This is a genomic window from Bacteroidota bacterium, assembly GCA_025059945.1.
Classification (GTDB): Bacteria; Bacteroidota; Rhodothermia; order JANXDC01; family JANXDC01; genus JANXDC01.
The window spans coordinates 130027-149265 of sequence record JANXDC010000015.1 but is presented as its reverse complement, the minus strand read 5'-3'; the positions used below and the strand labels follow the sequence as shown (position 1 = coordinate 149265).

Here is a 19239-nt window from a genome sequence, read left to right as displayed (position 1 = left end):
TTCAGCGCAACTTGAGCGTGATGATGGTGAAAACGGCCAGGACCACGGTGACGATCCAGAAGCGCACCACCACCTTGGCCTCGTGCCAGCCCTTTAGCTCAAAGTGATGGTGGATGGGCGCCATGCGAAAGAACCGCCGGCCATGACCGTAACGGCTCCGGGTGTATTTGAAGTACGTGGTCTGGATGATCACCGAAAGCGTCTCTAAAAAGAAGACCCCGCAGAGAATCGGCAGCAATAGCTCCTTGCGCACCAAGATGGCGATCGCGCCGATGGCCGCCCCCAGGGCGAGTGAACCCGTATCGCCCATGAAAACCTGCGCCGGGTAGGCGTTGTACCACAGAAAACCCAAGCAGGCCCCCACCATGGCCCCGACGTAGATGGAGAGCTCCCCCGCACCGGGCAGGTAGAGGATGTCTAGGTAGTCGGAGAAATCCACGCGCCCGGAGACGTACGCCAGTATGGCCAACGCGATCCCCACGATGGCGCTGGTGCCCGCAGCCAGGCCATCGAGGCCGTCCGTGAGGTTGACGGCATTGGAAACAGCCGTGATGATGAACGTGACCACCGGGATGTAGATAAGCCAGCCCAGATCCAGGTCTGAGATCCAATGCCGAAACAGGTTGTAATCGAGGTTTGTGTCCTTGACGAACGGCACCGTGGTGAGCGTCCGAAAGCCTTCAAAGGCCGGATGTGTGTACAGGATCGTCCCCACCAGCAAACCCAAAGACAGCTGCCCGATGAGCTTGGTGCGCTTTCGAAGCCCCGCCTTATTGCCTTTGACGACTTTGATGTAATCATCCACGAACCCCACGAGCCCCATCCACAGCGTCACCAAAGCCATGATCCACGTGTAAACCGAACGCCAGTCCCCCCACAGGGCTAGGGGCAGCAGAATGGCCAAGAGAATCAATATCCCGCCCATAGTGGGAGTGCCGACCTTCTGCTGGTGTGAGGCGGGGCCGAGCTCGCGGATCCGTTCTCCGATCTGACGCCGGCGCAGGGCCCGAATGAGGGGCTCACCCAGTAGCAGCGCGATCAGCAGGGCCGATAAGGCGGCCAGGCCGGCCCGCACGGAGATGTAGCCGAAGACCCCGAACCCCGGCGGGGCGTAGGTGCGCTCCAGCCACATAAGCAATTCGTACAGCACCGCCCTACCTCCCCGTAGCCCCCGATCGCAGCCGGAAGGCCTGCTCCAGCTCCCAGCGATCATCAAAGGGGCGCTTTTCGTGTCCGATCACCTGATACGTTTCATGCCCTTTGCCCGCCACGAGCACCACGTCCCCGGATCGGGCCTCCAGGGCGGCGAACCGGATCGCCTCGCGCCGATCCAGGATGCGCTCGACGCGCTCCGGATGCGCCATGCCGGCCAAAATCTCCTGCACGATCGCCTCAGGGTCCTCCGTGCGCGGATTGTCGCTGGTGAGCACCACCCGGTCCGCGTAGCGCTCAGCGATTTGGCCCATGGTGGGCCGCTTGCCCCGATCCCGATCTCCCCCACAGCCGAAGACCACCCAGAGGCGTCCGTCTGCCGGACATTCGGCGCGGAGAACACGCAGCACGTTTTCAAGCGCATCCGGCGTGTGCGCGTAGTCCACGATGCCGATCACCCCATCGGCGCTCCGCACGCGCTCCAGACGGCCCCGAACAGACGGGCAGGTGCTCAGAGCGGCCAGCACCTGATGGGCCTCTAGGCCGAGCTCAACAGCAGCGGCCCAAGCGGCCAACAGGTTGTAGACGTTGAAGCGTCCGACCAGACGAAACCCGTACGAACGCCCCCCCACGCGCAGCCGGATCCCGGACAGGCCCTGCTCCAGCACCTCGGCCCGGTACGCGGCGGGGGTCTGCAAGCCGTAGGAGACCACCCGACGAGCCGGGGTGTCGGCCACGATGGCCGGACCGTGGGGGTCATCGGCGTTGTAAACGGCTACGGCCTCCGGCCGGAGCCCGTCAAAGAGCTTCTTTTTGGCCGCAAAATACGCCTCCATGCTGCCGTGATAGTCTAAGTGGTCCCGGCTCAGGTTGGTAAAGACGGCCACCTGAAAGGGTAGGCCCCATACCCGATCCTGATCGAGCGCATGCGAGGAGACCTCCATGACGGCCGCCCGACCGCCGTGCTGCGCGATGCGGGCCAGCAGGCCGTAAAGCTCAACGGACTCCGGGGTCGTATGCACGGCCTCCTGCGCTTCGCCCACCAGATCGTAGCGGACCGTCCCGATAAGCCCGGCGGGGATGCCGTTTTGCTGCAGCGCATACTGGATTAAGTGGGTCGTGGTGGTCTTTCCGTTGGTGCCCGTGACGCCGACAAGCCTCAGGCGACGTTCCGGATGGCCATAATAGGCGGCCGCCAGCTGAGCCAGCGCCCGGCGCGTGTGCGGTACCTGGATGTACGCCACGCCAGGGGCGCGCGCCTCCGGGAGAACCTCCACCACCACGGCCACGGCCCCCTGGCGGATGGCCGCCTCCACAAATCGATGTCCGTCAAGCTGGGTGCCCCGGAGCGCCACAAAGACGCTTCCCGGCCGAACGCGGCGCGAATCGTAGACCAGATCCCGCACCTCCTGCTCCAGTTCGCCTTCGGCGCGCAACACCTCCACGGTCGCCAGCAACGTCCGCAGCTGCATAGTCGCTACTCCGGTTGCGCCACCAAGCGCACCACGGCCGAAAGCGGCCGCCCTGGCCTCGGATCCTGGCTAACCACGCGTCCCCATCCCGACCACAAGACCCGAGCGCCGCTTGATTCGAAGGCCTCTACGGCCCAGCGCAGCGGCCAACCCACAACATCCGGGGTCAGGCTTGGACGGACGCCTGCGCGTATGCGCAACGTCGCTCCCGGACTCAGAGGGGCGCCAGGGGCGGGCGCCTGGGTCAGGACCCATCCACGCGCCTGCGAGGGCTCCAAGCGTAGCCCCAGGGCCTCGCAGCGCGCGCGAGCTTGCTCGATGGGAAGCCCCAGCACGTTCGGGGCCGGGATCCGGAGGTCCTCAGACGGCCCCCCGCTGGCAAGGCTCAGAGCCTGCTGCACCCCAGGCATAGCCCCCACCAGACGATAGACGATGCGCTGAAATACGGGCGCCGCCACTTCGCCCGCGTAATAGGCCCCCTGGGGGTGGCCGATCATGACCAGGAGCACGGCCTGGGGATCGCGGGCGGGGAAGAAGCCCACAAACGCGGCCCGGTATTGGGCCTCATAGCGCCCTCCGGAGACGACCTTGGCCGTACCGGTCTTGCCCGCCACAGACAACTCTGCAAGCCGGGCCCGTTTGCCTGTGCCCTCCTCTACCACCCCCTCTAGGAGTAAGCGCAGCGTGCTGGCGGTCTGCGGCGAGCAGACGCGCCGGATAAGACGCGGCCGCGTTATCCAACGCCGCCCACCATTTGGCTCGCGGCGTTCGGACACCACAAACGGACGCACAAGCCATCCCCCGTTAGCCGCGGCCGCATAGGCGCACAGCAGCTGCAGCGGGGTCACGGCCACCTCGTAACCGATGGCCATCCAATAGAGCGTGGTGCCCGACCATTGGTGAGGTTTCTTTAAGCGCCCCGACACCTCGCCCGGCAGGTCGATCCCCGTTGGGCTTCCGAAGCCCAGATTCCGGGCCATCTGATAGAGGGCCCCGGATCCGAGCTGGCCGGCCATCTGAGCCAAAACGATGTTGCTGGAGCGCGCAAAAGCTTCGGCGAAGGTAAGCTGCCCCCATGGCTCGGGATCCGACATAACGCGCCCCCCGAAGGTGCGCACCCCGCCCGCGGTGAAAACGCGCTCAGGACGCACGATCCCGCGTTCAAGAGCCGCCATCGCCGTGACCAGCTTGAACGTAGAGCCCGGCTCTACAGGATCTGTAATGGCGCGGTTGCGGCGCCATTCAGCCGGAAACGCGGCAGGCCGATTGGGGTCATAACCGGGGTAGACGGACCACCCCCGAATCGCACCCGAATGCGGGTCCATCAGGATCGCCATACCCCATTCGGCCCCAGAGGCCTGTACGCCCTCGGCGAGCTCATCTTCCAGGATGGCCTGCTGGCGCAGATCGATCGTCAGCACGAGCTCCTGACCGTGTCGGGGGGCGAGCTCCGAGGCCCCTATGACCGGACGCAGATGTCCATGTCGGTCGCGCCGCACCAGACGCCGGCCGGGCTCCCCTCGCAGAAAAACCTCATAATAGGCCTCCACGCCGGCCATGCCCCTGCCTGCTGCGTCCACGTACCCGAGCACATGCTCGGCCAGCCCCTGATAAGGATAAACGCGCCTCCAGAAGCGCTCTAGGATCAGACCCGGCCATCTGCTCGGGTCCAGCTCCCTGGCCTGGGACTCCAACAGCTCGGGCTCCAAAACGACATAGCGAGCCCCCGCGGCCCGGCGTACCCGCTCCCTGTATAGCTCGGGCTTGCGACCCAAAAGGCGCCCCAAGTGACGATACAAGTCCTCGGCGCGCTCACCAAAGCGAGGGGCCTTGGGATCGACCGCCACCCGATAGCGAAGCTCGGCGGTCGCCAGCAACCGCCCGGCCCGATCGTAAATGGCCCCACGGCGGGCGGGTATGGACACATAGCGATGGGCTTGCTGCGCTCCCAGACGGCGCAGCTCTGCCCCCTGAACCGTCTGGACGTAGAGCAAGCGGATGATCGCGCCCAGCAATCCCAGACCCAGTAGCACCCCCACGACCCACAGACGCAGGTGCATTCGCGTGCGCTCGTCCATCATGGCTCTACATACAGCTGACGATACGTGAGACCCTCTACCAGACCCAGCGCTTGAGCCGCCTCGTAGATGCGAGAGGGGCTTGTGAGCCGATAATATTCGTGCTCATACTGGGCCTTTTGGGCCTGCAGGGACTCGTGCTCCCGCCGCAACCGAGCCACCTCATCGGCCAGCGCCTGTATCTGCAGCACGTGCCATACGTACAGCAGGCCGGCGGCGAAAAAGCCCAACAACAAACCTAGAACCGTCCGATTGGGCAGGCGCTCCACCGCCCAAGTCCGATAGACCCTGGAGCGCCTGCGCGCCCCAAATCGGCGAGCGACTCGCCTGGGGGTGGGACCCATGTCCCCGGCCATGGCGCGCACCTCAAGGTTCATGGCGCTTCCGTACGCTCGGCCACCCGCATCCGGGCGCTACGCGCGCGCGGGTTGCGGGCCAGCTCGCCTCCATCGGCTCGGATAGGCTTATCGGTAAGCATCCGCCAGGGCCGCAGCAAGCGCCCATATAGATCCCGCACCGGACGTCCGCTGGGATTGCCGTACTGCATAAAGCGCTTAACCAAGCGGTCCTCAAGGGAATGATAACTGATCACCACCAGCCGTCCCCCGGGCCGTACCCATGAGGGGATGGCCGTGAGGAATCGTTCAAGGGCGCCCAGCTCGTCGTTGACCTCTATGCGGATCGCTTGAAAGACCCGCGCCAAAGCCTGAGGCCGTTCGGGCTCGGGCACCACCGACTCCACCGCGCGCCGCAACGCAACCGTATCCGAAAGCGGTCGGGCTCGAACGATCGCCTGGGCGATCTGACGCGCCCTAGGTTCCTGTCCGTAGCGCCATAGGATGCGCCCCAGCCTCTGCAGGTCGTACGTGTTCACCACGTGAGCGGCCGTGCGCGGACTACGCCGATCCATGCGCATATCCAGCGGCCCTGCATAGCGAAAACTAAAACCTCGCTCGGGGGCATCCACAAAACGCGAGGAGAGCCCTAAATCGGCCAACACCCCATCCAATCGCTCTACCCCCATGCGCGCCAGATGGCGATCGATCTCCGCAAAATCGCCTTGAAGCATTCCCACCCGTCCTCGAAACGAGGCAAGCCGCCCGCTTGCAGCCCGGATGGCTTCCGCGTCCCGATCCAGGCCGATCAGGCGCCCGCGGGGGCCCAAACGGCTCAGAATCCCATAGGCGTGTCCTCCGCCCCCCAGCGTAACGTCCAAATACACGCCATCGGGATCTGTGAGCAGATGCTCTAGAACCGCCTCCAGGAGTACAGGCTCATGCCGGTACTCGAGGCTGTTCACCGGGAGCCTCCCATGACCCATTCGGCCTCTTGCCCAAATTGCTGCACCCCCAGCTCATGCTGCGCAAACGTCTCGGGATTCCATAACTCGATGCGATCCAACATGCCCACGAGCAAAACCCGGCCCCGAATGCCGGCCCATTGCAAGAGTTCTCGAGGGATCATGAGGCGATTTTGTCCGTCTAGCTCCACATCCTCAGCCCAGCGCAGAAGCTCGCGCACAAAACGCCGCACATTCTGTTGGTAGAGGTTTTGCTGCCGCAGCCGATCTTCAATCAACTGCCATACGTTCACCGGATACAACACCAAGCAGGGGTCTTCACCCCGGGTTACCACAAAGCGCCCCTCCGCCTCTGGACTCAGAGCGCGCCGCAGCTTCAGAGGCAGCATAATCCGCCCCTTTTCATCGACAGCGTACTCGTACTGCCCCTTGAAGCTGGGCATTCTTACCACTCTTTACCACTTTTTACCACGGATAGCAGATCAAGATACGCAGCGAATACGCAAAGTCAAGAGCAGACAGGAGGCGCTTTGTTTAAAAAAACGATGCCGGAATTAGACCAAGGGCCGCCCGGAGAGATTTTCCTGAAGCAACGCCAATGAAGGCGGTGGAATCGAACAAAAATACGACGCCAGCCAAAACAAAATGCACCCGCAACCCGCCTACGTGGGGCTTGAGCCCCTTTTAGGGGCTAGTCATGGCCTCGGAGGGCTCCTCAAAGCGCACGTTCACGTGGCGGGCCGCGTAGGCGTCATCGAGCCGGCGCACCGGAGTAGTGTGAGGGGCTGTGCGCACCCGCTCTGGCTGCGTCTCAGCCTCCTGGGCGATTTGGATCATGGCCTCTATGAAGGCGTCCAGGGTCTCTTTGGACTCGGTCTCCGTGGGCTCTATCATCAGGGCCTCGGGCACGATAAGCGGGAAGTAGACGGTGGGAGCATGGAAGCCGTAATCCAGGATGCGCTTGGCTATATCCAGCGCCCGCACGCCATGGGCTTTTTGGCGGACCGCACTGAGCACGCATTCGTGCATGACCGGACCCGGATAGGGGGCTTCGTAGTAAGGCCACAGCCGGCGCAGCAGGTAGTTGGCGTTCAGAATTGCGTGTTCGCTTACGCGCCGCAGACCCTCCGGACCGTGCAGGCGAATGTAGGCGTAGGCGCGCACGAACATGCCGAAATTACCCCAGAAAGCGTGCACCTTGCCTACGCTCTCCGGCTTGTCCCAGTTGAGGCGATAACGGGTTCCGTCCCAGCACACCTCGGGCTTGGGCAGAAATTCCCGTAGACGCTCCGCCACGGCCACGGGCCCGCTACCGGGCCCCCCTCCTCCGTGGGGGGTAGAGAAGGTTTTGTGGAGGTTCATGTGCACCACGTCAAAGCCCATATCGCCCGGTCGCGCGATGCCCAAGAGCGCATTCAAGTTCGCCCCATCCATGTAGAGCAAGCCCCCCACGCTGTGCACCAGATGGGCGATCTCCTGGATCTGGCGCTCAAACAGACCCAGCGTGTTGGGGTTGGTCACCATGAGGCCGGCCACGCGCTCATCGAGGTGCTGTTGTAGGGCTTCAAGATCCGTCAAGCCGTTTTCATTGGAGCGGATGTTGACCACTTCATAGCCCGCGATGCGCACGCTTGCGGGGTTGGTGCCGTGGGCGGAGTCGGGAACAAGAATTTTCGTGCGTTGCTCTCCTTGCCGCTCATGATAGCGGCGAAACAGCAGAAGACCGGTCAGTTCGCCTTGGCTTCCGGCGGCAGGCTGCAGGGACACGGCGGCCATGCCGGTGATCTCCTTTAGGAGCTCCTGTAGCTCGTACATAAGCCGCAGCGCCCCCTGTACGATCGGCTCCGGAGCCAGCGGATGCAGTCCGGTCCAGCCCGGCAAGGCGGCCAGCCGCTCGTTGAGCTTGGGGTTGTACTTCATCGTACAAGAGCCGAGCGGATAGAAGCCTTTATCGATGTGGAAATTCAAGCTCGAAAGCCGCACAAAATGGCGCACCACCTCGGGTTCGCTCAGCTCCGGCAATTCGGCCGGTCGTGAACGGAGCCATGCTTGGGGCAGGGGGCTTTCAGGAACATCCAAGCGAGGCAATGTGTACCCCTTGCGGCCCGGACGCGTTTTTTCGAACAGAAGCGGTTCCGGCATCTTGGGTATCCTCTCTCATGTTCGATTTTGCGAGAGCACTAGCCAGGCCTGGCGGGCGGCCTCTTGCTCGGCAGCTTTTTTACTGCGGCCAACACCGGTGCCCAGCAGGCGGTTGTTGACTATCACGCTAACGGTAAACTCGCGCGCGTGGCTGGGCCCGCTTTCGGCCTCCACCCTGTAAACAGGCGGGGGCCAACCACGCGCTTGGGCGTATTCCAAAAGCAGGCTTTTGTAGTTATCCTGTTGCGCCAACAGCTTCTCCAGTTCCTCTCTTTGCAGCAGCCGCGTCATGAAGTAACGGGCCGCTTCAAATCCCTGGTCCAGAAAGATGGCCCCCATTAGAGCCTCGAAAGCATCGGCCAACACGGTTGCGCTCTGCCGCGTACCGGCCGCTTCAGCCTGGGGGCCAAGCTCCAGCAAGGAGGGCAACCCTATAGCGGTGGCGTACCGAGCCAGATTACGGCCATTGACGATCTGGCTGCGGTAGCGCGTAAGGGTTCCCTCCTCAGCCTCTGGGAATCGATGAAACAGGAAATCCGCCACCACAAGTCCCAGAACGGCATCCCCCAAGTATTCCAGCCGCTCGTAGGAGTTCCCCCCCGAAAGCGCCGAGCGATGGCGCAGAGCCTCCTCGAAAAGACCCCACTGTCGCACGGGCACGCCGAGCAGGGCCTCGATGCGCTCGCGGCGCGAGGGCGCCACGCTCGGTCGAGCGCGGCGCATCCAGCGTGTTAACCATCGGCGAATCCAGCCCATCTCCAGGTTCCGGCCGTTACACCAACACCGCAGACGGCCGGTGCGTTTCCCGCACACGCTTCGGCTCAGGACCCAAAGCGCCGCAGGGCGAGCGTAGCGTTGTGCCCCCCGAAGCCGAAGGTGTTGCTCAGCGCCACCCGCACATCGCGCACCACGGGCCCCCGGGTGGTGTAATCCAGATCGCACTCCGGATCGGGCGTCGTGTAGTTGATCGTGGGCGGGATAGTGCTGTGGTAAATCGCCAGCGCCGTGGCGATCGCCTCGACGGCCCCGGCGGCCCCCAGCAGGTGCCCAATCATGGACTTCGTGGAGCTCACGTTTAACCGATAGGCGTGTTCACCGAAGACAGTCTTGATGGCCCGTGTTTCGATTTCATCGTTAAACGGGGTCGAGGTGCCGTGGGCGTTGATGTAATCAACCTCCTCAGGCTCAATACCGGCATCCTCTAACGCAGCCCGCATCGCCCGGGCCGCTCCGTCTCCGCTCGGATCTGGGGCCGTGATGTGGTAGGCGTCTGCCGTGTACCCGATGCCTACCACCTCCACGTAGATACGCGCGCCCCGCCTCAAGGCGTGCCCGAGCTCTTCGAGCACGAGCGCCCCGGCGCCTTCGCCCAACACAAAGCCGTCTCGGGTCGCATCAAAGGGACGGCTTGCCGTCTCCGGGCTCTCGTTGCGCGTCGAGAGCGCCTTCATGGCGTTGAATCCGGCCACGCCCAGCTCGCAGATGGCCGCCTCGGATCCGCCGCATAGGATCACATCCGCATATCCCATTTGGATGAGCTTAAAGGCGTCGCCGATGTTGTGCGTGGCCGTGGCGCAGGCCGAGATGGCCCCGTAATTGGGCCCCTTAAAACCGTAGCGAATCGCGATCTGGCCCGGTGCGATGTCCGGAATCAACATAGGGATGAAAAAAGGGCTGATCCGGTGCGGCCCCTCCGCGAATAGGACCCGAGCCTGGTGAGTGAAGATCTGAATGCCCCCGATGCCCGATCCGAAAACCACCCCCACTCGGTTTTTGTCTAGAGACCTATACTCCAGCAGACCTGAATCGAGAAGGGCCTCATGGGCGCTCACCAAGGCGTACTGGCAGAATGGATCTAAGCGGCGGACCGTTTTGCGATCGAGGTGCTCCAGGGGATCGAAACCCTTTAGCTCACAAGCGAAGCGGGTATCATACTGGGAGGCGTCGAAATACGTAATCGGCCCCGCACCGCTACGTCCTTCGAGCATGCCCCTCCAAAAATCAGGAACGCTCAAGCCGATCGGCGTGAGCGCTCCCAGGCCTGTGATGACGACCCGTCGTCTGGGGGAGCTCATAAAAGGGGATCACCGAATGCCCAGTTTTTCCTTCAGATAGGCCAAGGCATCCCCTACGGTGGCGATCTTCTCAGCCTCCTCGTCAGGGATGGTGATGCCGAACTCCTTTTCGAACTCCATGATGAGCTCGACCGTGTCCAAGGAGTCGGCGCCCAAATCGTTGGTGAAGCTAGCTTCGGGACGGATTTCGCTCTCGTCCACCCCGAGTTTGTCGACAATGATTTGTTTTACCTTGGCTTCCAGATCCATAGGCTCACCCTCCTTCTTTGTAGCGGCATAAATCTCTTGCAACGGACCAAAGTACGGAGATTTTCAGGCGGGCCGCAAACTACATCAGCATGCCGCCATCGACTTGGATAACCTGCCCGGTGATATAGCGAGCCGCCTCGGAGGCCAAAAACACGACCACATCGGCCACGTCCTCGGGCTGCCCGGCCCGTTTCAGGGGTATGAGCTCCAGCATAGCCCGGCGAGCGGCCTCCGGCAGAGCGCGGGTCATGTCGGTTTCGATGTAGCCGGGCGCAAGGGCGTTGACCGTGATGCCTCGGGAACCGACCTCCTTGGCGATGGCCTTTGTAAAACCGATGATTCCGGCTTTTGCCGCCGCGTAATTGGCCTGTCCGGGGTTGCCCATGAGGCCCACGACCGAGGAGAGGTTGATGATCCGGCCCCAGCGTTGCCCCATCATGGGGCGCAGAGCGGCCTTGGTGAAATGAAAGACGCTCTTAAGATTCGTATTGAGCACCGCATCCCAGTCCTCCTCGCGCAGCCGCAGCAGCAACCCATCGCGCGTGATGCCGGCGTTGTTGACGAGCACATCCAGGCGACCCCACTGGCGCAACAGGTCCTCTACGACGGCCTGCGCATGGAGGCCATCGGCGGCGTCGCCCTGATAATGGAGCACGCGCCGGCCACGGGCGCGCACGGCCTCCAGCAGACTCTCAGCCTCTGGCAAGGCGCTGCGAAACGTAAAGGCCACGTCTGCCCCCGCTTCGGCCAAGGCCAGCACGATAGCGCGGCCGATCCCGCGGGAGCCGCCCGTAACAAGGGCCGTCCGGCCCTGAAGCGAAAAACGCTCCGGCGTCATGTTAACCCCGCACGGCGTGTAACCAAGCCCGAAGGTCTTCCGCCTTGTCCAGGCCCAGCACCTGGACCCCCGGAAGCGCGCGGCGCACTAGCCCCTGCAATACGGTGCCCGGCCCCACCTCGACAAAACGCTCGGCCCCATCGGCGGCCATGCGGGCCATGCTTTGCGCCCAGCGCACCGGCGCCGTTAGCTGCTCCAGGAGCCGCGCGCGGATCTGCTCGGGGTCGCGTGTGGGCTCGGCCGTCACGTTCAGGTAAACCGGACAGAGGGGCGTCTGCAGGGGTACGCGCTCTAGGGCCTCGGCTAGGCCCTCTCGAGCCGGCTCCATCAAAGGAGAATGAAAGGCCCCGCTTACGGGGAGCTCCTTGACCAGTTTGGCCCCCCGAGCGCGGGCTAGCTCCATCGCACGCCGCACCCCGGCCATAGTGCCCGAGATCACGACCTGCCCTGGGGCGTTGAAGTTGGCCGGCCGCACCAGGCCCGCCTCCGCCTCCGCCTCCCGACAAATGGCCTCTACGAGCTCATCCCCAAGCCCAATAATGGCGGCCATCCCGCCCGGCCGTTGCTCGCCAGCCCGCTGCATAAGCTCCCCCCGCAGGCGCACGAGCCGCAATCCGTCGGCGAAATCAAGCGCTCCCGCCGCAACGAGCGCGCTGTACTCGCCCAGACTATGCCCCGCCACCATGTCGGGCCGCTCTCCAGCTAAACAGGCCCATGCGGCCATGCTATGTACGAAGATCGCCGGCTGCGTATAGGCCGTCTGCTTGAGCCGTTCTTCGGGCCCCCCGAAAAGAACCTCGGACAGCGCAAACCCCAGCAGCTGATCGGCGCGCTCGATGAGGGCCCTCGCCTCGGGGAAGGCTTCGTATAAAGACCGGGCCATGCCCACGTATTGGGAGCCTTGACCGGGAAAGAGAAAAGCCGTCACCATGCTTACACCCCTCCCCCTAGGAGGCCGAAAACGCCGCCTCGGATGGGGCGAGCGTGTGCATCGGAACGCTATCGTAAGCCCATCTGAGATATATCGCACCCCACGTATATCCGGCCCCGAAGGCGGCCAGGATCAAGTTATCGCCCTTCTTCAGCCGCCCCTCCCAATCGTACAAACACAGCGGAATGGTGGCGGCGGTCGTATTGCCGTAGCGATCGATGTTCATCATCACCTTTTCGCGCCCGATTCCCATGCGCCGCGCCGTGGCCTCGATAATACGCCAGTTGGCTTGATGGGGCACCAGGTAGGTTACGTCCTGGCCCGTGAGTCCGTTGCGGGCCATGATCTCAGCAGCTACGTCGGCCATCCCCTCTACGGCGCGTTTGAAAACCGTGGGGCCGTCTTGATACAGGAAGTGCAGTTTCGCGTCGATCGTTTTGTACGATGGCGGGTTCAGGCTCCCGCCTCCCTTCATGCACAAAGCCTCGGCGCCGGATCCATCGCAGTACAGACGCGCATCCAAAATGCCCACTTCCGGATCAAGGGCGGGCTCAAGCAAGACCGCGCCGGCCGCGTCGCCAAAAAGCACACACGTGCGCCGATCTGTGTAATCCGTGATGGCGCTCATCTTGTCCGCCCCGATGACGAGCACCTTGCGGTGCTGGCCGGTGGCGATGAACTGCGCGCCCGTAACGAGGGCGAACAAGAACCCGCTACAGGCGGCCGACAGATCAAACCCCCAAGCGCGCCTGGCGCCGATGGCTTGCTGCACCAAGCAAGCGGTGGCGGGAAAAAACATATCGGGCGTCACGGTGGCCACGATGATCAGGTCCAGCTCCTCGGCCTCGATCCCTCGCTTCTGCAGGACCTCTTCCGCCGCCCGAGCGGCCATGTAGGCGGTGGCCTTGGTGGGATCGCGCAGCACGCGCCGCTCCCGGATACCCGTTCGCTCTTGGATCCAGGCGTCGGTGGTATCTACGAGCCGCTCCAGGTCCTGGTTGGTGAGCCGTTCCTCCGGCAAGAAGTGGCCGACGGCGGTGATCGCGGCGCGCACGCTCATGTTCGCTTCCCCCTATCCCTAAACGGGCTATGAGGCGCCAATCGCCTGCATGGCCTGGGCGATGTGGCGGTTGACCTGCAAGCGCCCCATCTCTTCGGCTCGGCTGAGCATCTGCGAGATGGCTTTGGCCGTAGAGCGCCCATGTCCGATAATGACGATACCGTTTACGCCGAGCAGGGGAACCCCCCCGTAGTGTTCGTAATCGAAGAGGGTGCGCAGCTCGGCGATAGCGGATCCGAGAACCTCAAGAGCCCTCGCTTCCAGGGAGAGCTCCTTCAGGCGCGCCTGCAGGAGACGATCCAGGACCGTAGCAAAGGATTCGCCAAATTTCAGCACCACGTTGCCCACAAAACCGTCACAAACCACCACATCGGCCCGGTTCAAGAGCAGATCGCGACCTTCGACGTTGCCGATAAAACGCAAGGACGGATCCTGCGCCAAACGGGCGTAGGCCTGTTTACTGCGCTCGTCGCCCTTGGAGGGCTCCTCCCCGATGTTGAGCAAGGCCACCCGGGGATCGGGGCGCCCCAAGACGTGCTGCACAAAAATCCGCCCCATGTGCGCAAACTGCACCAGATGCTCGGGGCGGCAGTCCACGTTCGCCCCCACATCCAGCATGAACGAAAACCCCTCCGGCCCGGGCAGGTAGGTGCCTATGCTCGGGCGACTTACCCCCTCAAGGCGACCCAACACGAAGAGCGCAGCGGCCATGACCGCGCCCGTATGACCAGCGCTGACAAACGCATCGGCCTCCCCGCGCGCGTGCAGACCAAGCCCCACCACGATGGAGCTGCGGGGCTTGGCTTTGACCGCCACCGCCGGGCTTTCCGCCATGCCGATCACCTCCGGCGCGTCGACGATGCGCAGAGGCAACTCACGCCCCCCGAGCCGCTTCAGTTCGGCTTCGAGCAGCCCCCCAGGACCCACTAGCAGCACCTCCGTTATCCGCCCCGGAGCGCGCTGCAAGGCCTCGATCGCCCCGGCGACGGTGACATGGGGGGCGTGATCCCCTCCCATGGCATCGAGCGCGATCCGCATGAATCGGGGACCCTACCTGTGCGCTACGCCGATTCGGGTTTTACCAGGATGCGACGGCCTCGGTAGAAACCACAATGGCGGCAGATGCGATGCCGCTCCTTGGGTTCGCCGCAGTTGGGACATGACTCGATGTGATGCGGCTTTGCCAACTTGTAGTGCGTGCGCCGCTTGTCCCGGCGCGACTTGGAATGCTTGCGTTTGGGATTGGGCATGAGGCGACCTCCTTATGCTCCTACGGGATCTCGGCGAGGACAACCGGCGCGATGCGAGCTCAGATTCAAGTTGGATCCACACTCCGGACACAACCCCAGACAGTCCTCTCGACAGACCTGCTTGAGCGGAATCGATAGCAGGACCGTCTGCCGCACATCGTCGGTTATATCCACATCCCGGACGCCCACCCGAATCGGCCGGAACTCCTCAGCCGAAAGCACAGGGGGAGCTTCAGGGGCGTAAAGGATCGAATAGCTGCCGATCAACCTTTCCGAGTAACGCTCCAAGCATCGATCGCAAATGAGCTCCGCTTGGGCGCTGGTCTGCAAAAGCACCAAATACTGCCCCCCTCGACGCTCGATATCCACCTGTATCTCGACTTGGCCCCGAAAGCCGCTTTCAACGAGCTCCAACTCTTCCACCGGATGCCAGAGCTGCATCCGCTGCCACCCCTCGATAAGATGCAGGATGGGGATGCGTATCATAGCGGCCGTTTACGGATAGAGCCCAAAAATAGCGGGATGCACCCAAAGATACAAGGCGCGTTTTTCACAATCTCCTCTTGACCCGAGCCCAGACCTGCCGTAGGTTTGATAGGGCACTCGACATTCCGTGTGGATAAGTTGTGCATAATTAACCCGGCCTCATCGGCGGGGCGTGATTTTTATTTTCTCTGTCCAAACCACCAAGCCATGCATCAGCCCTGCTTTTGTGGATCTCGCGCATGTACGGCTGGGGAGAGCCGCTCGTCTCTTCTGCCTAGCTTTGGGCGCGACGGACGGCGGTAGGGAGGGGATTGTGGAAAACTTATCCACACATCGCGGATATAACCATCCCGAGCAGCGAACCATGGCGGCTGTCGAATCGACGGCGCAAGAGGTTTGGGCGCGTTGCCTGGCGTTGATCCGGGACAACATCCCACTACGCGCCTACAAAACCTGGTTTGAGCCTATTCGCGCCATCGCTCTGCGGCAAGAGGCCGGGGGCCCGGTGCTGATCCTGGGCCTGCCGTCGGGGTTCTTCGTGGAGTGGATCGAAGAGCATTACGGCCGCTTGTTCTGGGCCGCGATCCGCGATGTGCTGGGATCCTCAGCTCAAGTGCAGTATGAGATCACGCTAGAGGACGACCCCATAGCCCTTCCCCCTTCTCCCCCCAGAGGACTGGAATGGCGCGCGACGCCTTCAGCTTCGGCTCCCATGCCCACATCGCCCCCCCTACCCAATCCTATGGTGCTGCCCGGGCTGCAGAAGCCCCCTTTCGAAAGCCAGCTCAACGAGTCCTACACCTTTGAACGCTTCATCGAGGGGGACTGCAATAAACTGGCCCGCAGCGCAGCCTGGGCGATCGCACAAAACCCGGGCAAGACCTCCTTTAACCCTTTTTTGGTGTATGGTGGCGTGGGGCTGGGCAAAACCCACCTCATCCAGGCTATCGGCAACGAGGTCAAGCGCCGCATGCCGAGCGTCAAGGTGTTCTACATTTCCAGCGAGCGCTTCACCAACGAGTTCGTCATGGCCATCCAACATAACCGCGTCAACGAATTCTCTTTGTTCTATCGGCAGATCGATCTGCTTATCGTGGACGACGTGCAGTTTTTCGCGGGCAAGGAAAAGACCCAGGAGGAGTTCTTCCATATCTTCAACGCGCTGCACCAAAGCGACCGGCAGATCGTGCTCTCCAGCGACCGCCCCCCACGGGATTTACAAGGCCTTGAAGACCGGCTGCTTTCCCGTTTCAATTGGGGGCTGAGCGTAGATCTGCAGCCGCCCGATCTGGAAACGCGCATGGCTATACTGCGCCGCAAGGCCGCAGACATGGGTCTATCGCTGCCAGAACCTGTGGTGGACTTTATCGCGCAGCACATCACCTCGAACATTCGCGAGCTGGAGGGCGCCATTATTCGGTTGCTGGCCGTGTCCTCCTCCCAGAGCCGACCCATAGACTTGGCCTTGGCCAAGGAGGCTCTGCGGGATATCATCCGCGATCATCGGCTCAACGTGACCATCGAGCAGATTCAGCGGCAAGTGTGCGCCTATTTCGGGATACCGGAGGATCTGGTGCGAGCCAAAACGCGCAAGCAAGAGGTCGTCCTGGCTCGCCATATCGCCATGTACTTGGCCAAAAAGCTGACCAAGTCCTCTTTGAAAACGATTGGCTTACACTTCGGCGGCCGGGATCATTCGACCGTGATCCACGCCTGCGAATCGATCGAGCAACTGCTGGAGGAAAACGAACGCTATCGCAAAATGATCGCAGAAATTCAGCGCAAGATCGAGCTAAACGCACTATAAAAAGGGATATACGCCATGTCCACCGTTTTCACCCTCGATGCCTCGCAGGAGAACACGCAAGCGGCTGGAGTGCGTCTGGAGCTAGCAAGCGACGCACTGCTGACAGCGTTGCAGGTACTGGCCCCCGCCATCCCCTCGCGCTCCACAATGCCCATTTTGGAATGCGTGCTGCTGGAGTCCGACGGCCATGGGCTTCGGTTATCGGCTACAGATCTGGAGATCTTCGTGGAGCGCAGCCTGCCCCTGTCCGCCCCCCCCTTCCGGGTGGCCGTTCCGGCTCGTCGGCTCCTGGATACGCTCCGAGCCCTCGACACGGAGCCCATCGTGCTAGAGGTGGCCTCCGGTTCGCTGCAGCTCACCACAGCGCATGGGCGTTATCGGATGGCCACGTTGCCAGCTGAAGAGTTTCCCAGCCGTCCCAATCTGGAGGAGGGCACCGAGCTAGCGTCCTCCGCAGAGGAGCTTCGGCAGGCAATCGAGCAAGTGCTCTTCGCGGCCAGCACAGACGATCTGCGGCCCGCCCTGAACGGGGTGCTCCTGGAGGTGCGTCCTGAGGAGGTGCGCCTGGTCGCCACCGATGGTCACCGCCTGGTGCGCCTGCGTTCAGCCCACTTGTTCCAGGGCTCCGTCCAAGAGAGCCGAAACGCCATCCTCCCCGCGCGGGTCGTGGGGATGCTGAGCAAAATGCTTGGACGAGACACAGCCGAGACATGCCGCATTCGGCTGGGCGCCAACCAAGCCGCCTTTTCGTGGGGCGGGGTGCTGTTTGTTACACGCCTCATCGGGGAGGCCTACCCGAATTACGAAGCCGTGATCCCCACCTCCTGGGAGCGCCGGCTTCGCATAGACCGGGAGGCCTTTCTTAAGGCCCTCAAGCGCGTAGCGTTATACGCGAGCACGCAGGTGCATCAGGTGCGCCTGCATCTCAAGCCGGGGGAGCTGCTGCTGGAGGCTGAAGACCTGGATCGCGCCAATTCGGCCCAAGAAACCGTCATAGCGGAGCTGGAGGGAGAGCCTCTGGAAATAGGGTTCAATGCGAAGTACCTAACGGAGGCCCTCTCCCATTTGGACGCTGCCGAGGTGCTCCTAGAATGTACGCGCCCCAATCGGGCGGCCGTCCTAAAGCCCGCCCGATCTGAGAACGCAGAAGACGTGTTGATGCTCATCATGCCGGTGATGCTCAACCCCTACTGAGGGGCCCCGCCTTGGCCGTGATCCTCTGAGGCAGATTGGGTCTCGCCCCGCTAGCGGCGGGCGATCCGCAGCCGCACCGTTTGCGTGCCCCCTTGGCGCCAGATCACAAGCTCCAGAACCTCCCCCACACGGGCGTCTCGGATCGCGGCCAAGGCAAACTGCGTACTCGATACAGGCTCGCCGTTTATGGCCAGTATTACATCTCCCGGCCGCACGCCCGCCGCCTCCGCAGGGCTGTTGGGCTCCACATTGGCTACGAGCACCCCTTCGCTGGAACGCAAGCCCAAAGCCCGCGCCAGGCGGGGCGTAAGGTCTTGAATCTGGATGCCCGTGTAGATCTGGCGGTCCACATAGCCCCTGGCCTTAAGTTCCGCCACGATCTCACGGACCCGGTTTGAGGGGATCGCAAAGCCCAAACCCACAAACCCCCCGCTGGTCCCCCCAGTGTAGATGAACGTGTTCACCCCGACGACCTGCCCCAACGCGTTGACCAAGGGCCCGCCGGAGTTGCCGGGATTGATGGCGGCGTCCGTTTGGATCATACCCCTGTATACACGAGGCTCCTGGGGGTTGGGGCGGAAGTTGCGCCCCACGGCGCTTACCACGCCCACGGTCACGGTGGGCTGTTGATCCATGAAAAGCCCAAAGGGATTGCCCAAAGCGATCACCCACTCGCCCACGATCAGGCTATCGGAGTTGCCGAATTCCACGTAGGGCAGAGGGCCATCGGGTTCGATTTTAAGCAGCGCCAGATCCGTCACGGGATCGGCCCCCACGAGCTTGGCCTCATAGTGCCGACCCTTGAGCGACACCGTGATCTGGGCGGCCGATTCGCCGATCACATGTTGGTTGGTGACGATATAGCCATCGGAGGAGATCAAAAAGCCCGAGCCCACGCTGGTTACGGGGCGCTCCAGATACGGGCTCTGACGCCCGCCGAAGAAGAAGTCAAAGAACGGATCATAAAACGGATTCACGTAACGCTCCACGCTCGTGACGCTGATACTCACCACGGCCGGGCTCACCTTCTCGATGGCCATGGTGATCGCATTGCGTCGCCCTTGCGCGATCTCATCCCGATATGCGGCAAGCCAGCGAGCCCCGGGGCTCGACAGGGCGGGGTTTTCCGGTGGGGCCTGGGCGGTGCCGTGACAGGCCACGGCGCCGAGCAAGCCAACCAAGAGCAGCCCCCAAAGCCTACGCAT

At 62.9% G+C, this 19239-nt stretch carries 19 protein-coding genes; 2 read left to right on the top strand and 17 right to left on the bottom strand.

What is annotated here, in order from left to right:
- Position 1 precedes the first annotated feature (1 nt).
- The 16 genes from mraY to NZ993_08625 form a co-directional block, all read right to left on the bottom strand.
- On the bottom strand, positions 2-1150 hold the full coding sequence (mraY, locus tag NZ993_08700) for a phospho-N-acetylmuramoyl-pentapeptide-transferase (GenBank protein MCS7155865.1): 1149 nt from the start codon (positions 1148-1150) through the stop codon (positions 2-4).
- Positions 1151-1154: 4 nt separating this feature from the next.
- Positions 1155-2624 carry a UDP-N-acetylmuramoyl-L-alanyl-D-glutamate--2,6-diaminopimelate ligase gene (locus NZ993_08695; GenBank protein ID MCS7155864.1) on the bottom strand — a complete coding sequence of 490 codons (1470 nt, stop codon included), beginning with the start codon at positions 2622-2624 and terminating at the stop codon, positions 1155-1157.
- A gap of 5 nt (positions 2625-2629) precedes the next feature.
- A complete protein-coding gene (locus NZ993_08690) occupies positions 2630-4705 on the bottom strand; it encodes a penicillin-binding transpeptidase domain-containing protein (GenBank protein MCS7155863.1) in 2076 nt (691 codons plus the stop codon).
- Positions 4702-5079 (bottom strand): septum formation initiator family protein, encoded by a 378-nt coding sequence (locus tag NZ993_08685; GenBank protein MCS7155862.1) that lies wholly within the window; start codon positions 5077-5079, stop codon positions 4702-4704. Before NZ993_08685 ends, NZ993_08690 begins: the two co-directional genes overlap by 4 nt.
- Complete coding sequence (gene rsmH, locus NZ993_08680) at positions 5076-6002, bottom strand: 16S rRNA (cytosine(1402)-N(4))-methyltransferase RsmH (protein ID MCS7155861.1); 927 nt, start codon at positions 6000-6002, stop codon at positions 5076-5078. Before rsmH ends, NZ993_08685 begins: the two co-directional genes overlap by 4 nt.
- Positions 5999-6445, bottom strand: a complete 447-nt coding sequence (gene mraZ, locus NZ993_08675) for a division/cell wall cluster transcriptional repressor MraZ (protein MCS7155860.1) — start codon at positions 6443-6445, stop codon at positions 5999-6001. Before mraZ ends, rsmH begins: the two co-directional genes overlap by 4 nt.
- A gap of 241 nt (positions 6446-6686) precedes the next feature.
- Positions 6687-8144 (bottom strand): aminomethyl-transferring glycine dehydrogenase subunit GcvPB, encoded by a 1458-nt coding sequence (gene gcvPB / locus NZ993_08670; protein MCS7155859.1) that lies wholly within the window; start codon positions 8142-8144, stop codon positions 6687-6689.
- A 15-nt stretch (positions 8145-8159) separates the two neighbouring features.
- Complete coding sequence (rnc, locus tag NZ993_08665; GenBank protein ID MCS7155858.1) at positions 8160-8900, bottom strand: ribonuclease III; 741 nt, start codon at positions 8898-8900, stop codon at positions 8160-8162.
- Between the two features lie 65 nt (positions 8901-8965).
- Positions 8966-10219 (bottom strand): beta-ketoacyl-ACP synthase II, encoded by a 1254-nt coding sequence (fabF, locus tag NZ993_08660; GenBank protein ID MCS7155857.1) that lies wholly within the window; start codon positions 10217-10219, stop codon positions 8966-8968.
- Between the two features lie 9 nt (positions 10220-10228).
- Entirely contained in the window at positions 10229-10468 is a 240-nt protein-coding gene (locus NZ993_08655; protein MCS7155856.1) for an acyl carrier protein, read from the bottom strand.
- Between the two features lie 79 nt (positions 10469-10547).
- On the bottom strand, positions 10548-11306 hold the full coding sequence (gene fabG / locus NZ993_08650; protein MCS7155855.1) for a 3-oxoacyl-ACP reductase FabG: 759 nt from the start codon (positions 11304-11306) through the stop codon (positions 10548-10550).
- Position 11307: 1 nt separating this feature from the next.
- Positions 11308-12237 (bottom strand): ACP S-malonyltransferase, encoded by a 930-nt coding sequence (fabD, locus tag NZ993_08645; GenBank protein MCS7155854.1) that lies wholly within the window; start codon positions 12235-12237, stop codon positions 11308-11310.
- 16 nt (positions 12238-12253) lie between these two features.
- Positions 12254-13297, bottom strand: a complete 1044-nt coding sequence (locus NZ993_08640) for a ketoacyl-ACP synthase III (protein MCS7155853.1) — start codon at positions 13295-13297, stop codon at positions 12254-12256.
- A gap of 27 nt (positions 13298-13324) precedes the next feature.
- Positions 13325-14335: a phosphate acyltransferase PlsX gene (gene plsX / locus NZ993_08635; protein ID MCS7155852.1), complete on the bottom strand. Its 1011-nt coding sequence runs from the start codon at positions 14333-14335 to the stop codon at positions 13325-13327.
- A gap of 23 nt (positions 14336-14358) precedes the next feature.
- Positions 14359-14547: a 50S ribosomal protein L32 gene (gene rpmF, locus NZ993_08630; protein MCS7155851.1), complete on the bottom strand. Its 189-nt coding sequence runs from the start codon at positions 14545-14547 to the stop codon at positions 14359-14361.
- Between the two features lie 12 nt (positions 14548-14559).
- Complete coding sequence (locus NZ993_08625; protein MCS7155850.1) at positions 14560-15033, bottom strand: DUF177 domain-containing protein; 474 nt, start codon at positions 15031-15033, stop codon at positions 14560-14562.
- Positions 15034-15397: 364 nt separating this feature from the next.
- Between NZ993_08625 and dnaA the strand changes: the two genes are divergently transcribed.
- Together dnaA and dnaN are read left to right on the top strand one after the other, a co-directional pair.
- Positions 15398-16840, top strand: coding sequence for a chromosomal replication initiator protein DnaA (dnaA, locus tag NZ993_08620; protein MCS7155849.1), 1443 nt, complete (start codon positions 15398-15400; stop codon positions 16838-16840).
- Positions 16841-16855: 15 nt separating this feature from the next.
- A complete protein-coding gene (dnaN, locus tag NZ993_08615; protein MCS7155848.1) occupies positions 16856-18034 on the top strand; it encodes a DNA polymerase III subunit beta in 1179 nt (392 codons plus the stop codon).
- Between the two features lie 50 nt (positions 18035-18084).
- On the opposite strand, the gene NZ993_08610 is transcribed toward dnaN, so the two are convergent.
- On the bottom strand, positions 18085-19239 hold the full coding sequence (locus NZ993_08610) for a trypsin-like peptidase domain-containing protein (protein MCS7155847.1): 1155 nt from the start codon (positions 19237-19239) through the stop codon (positions 18085-18087).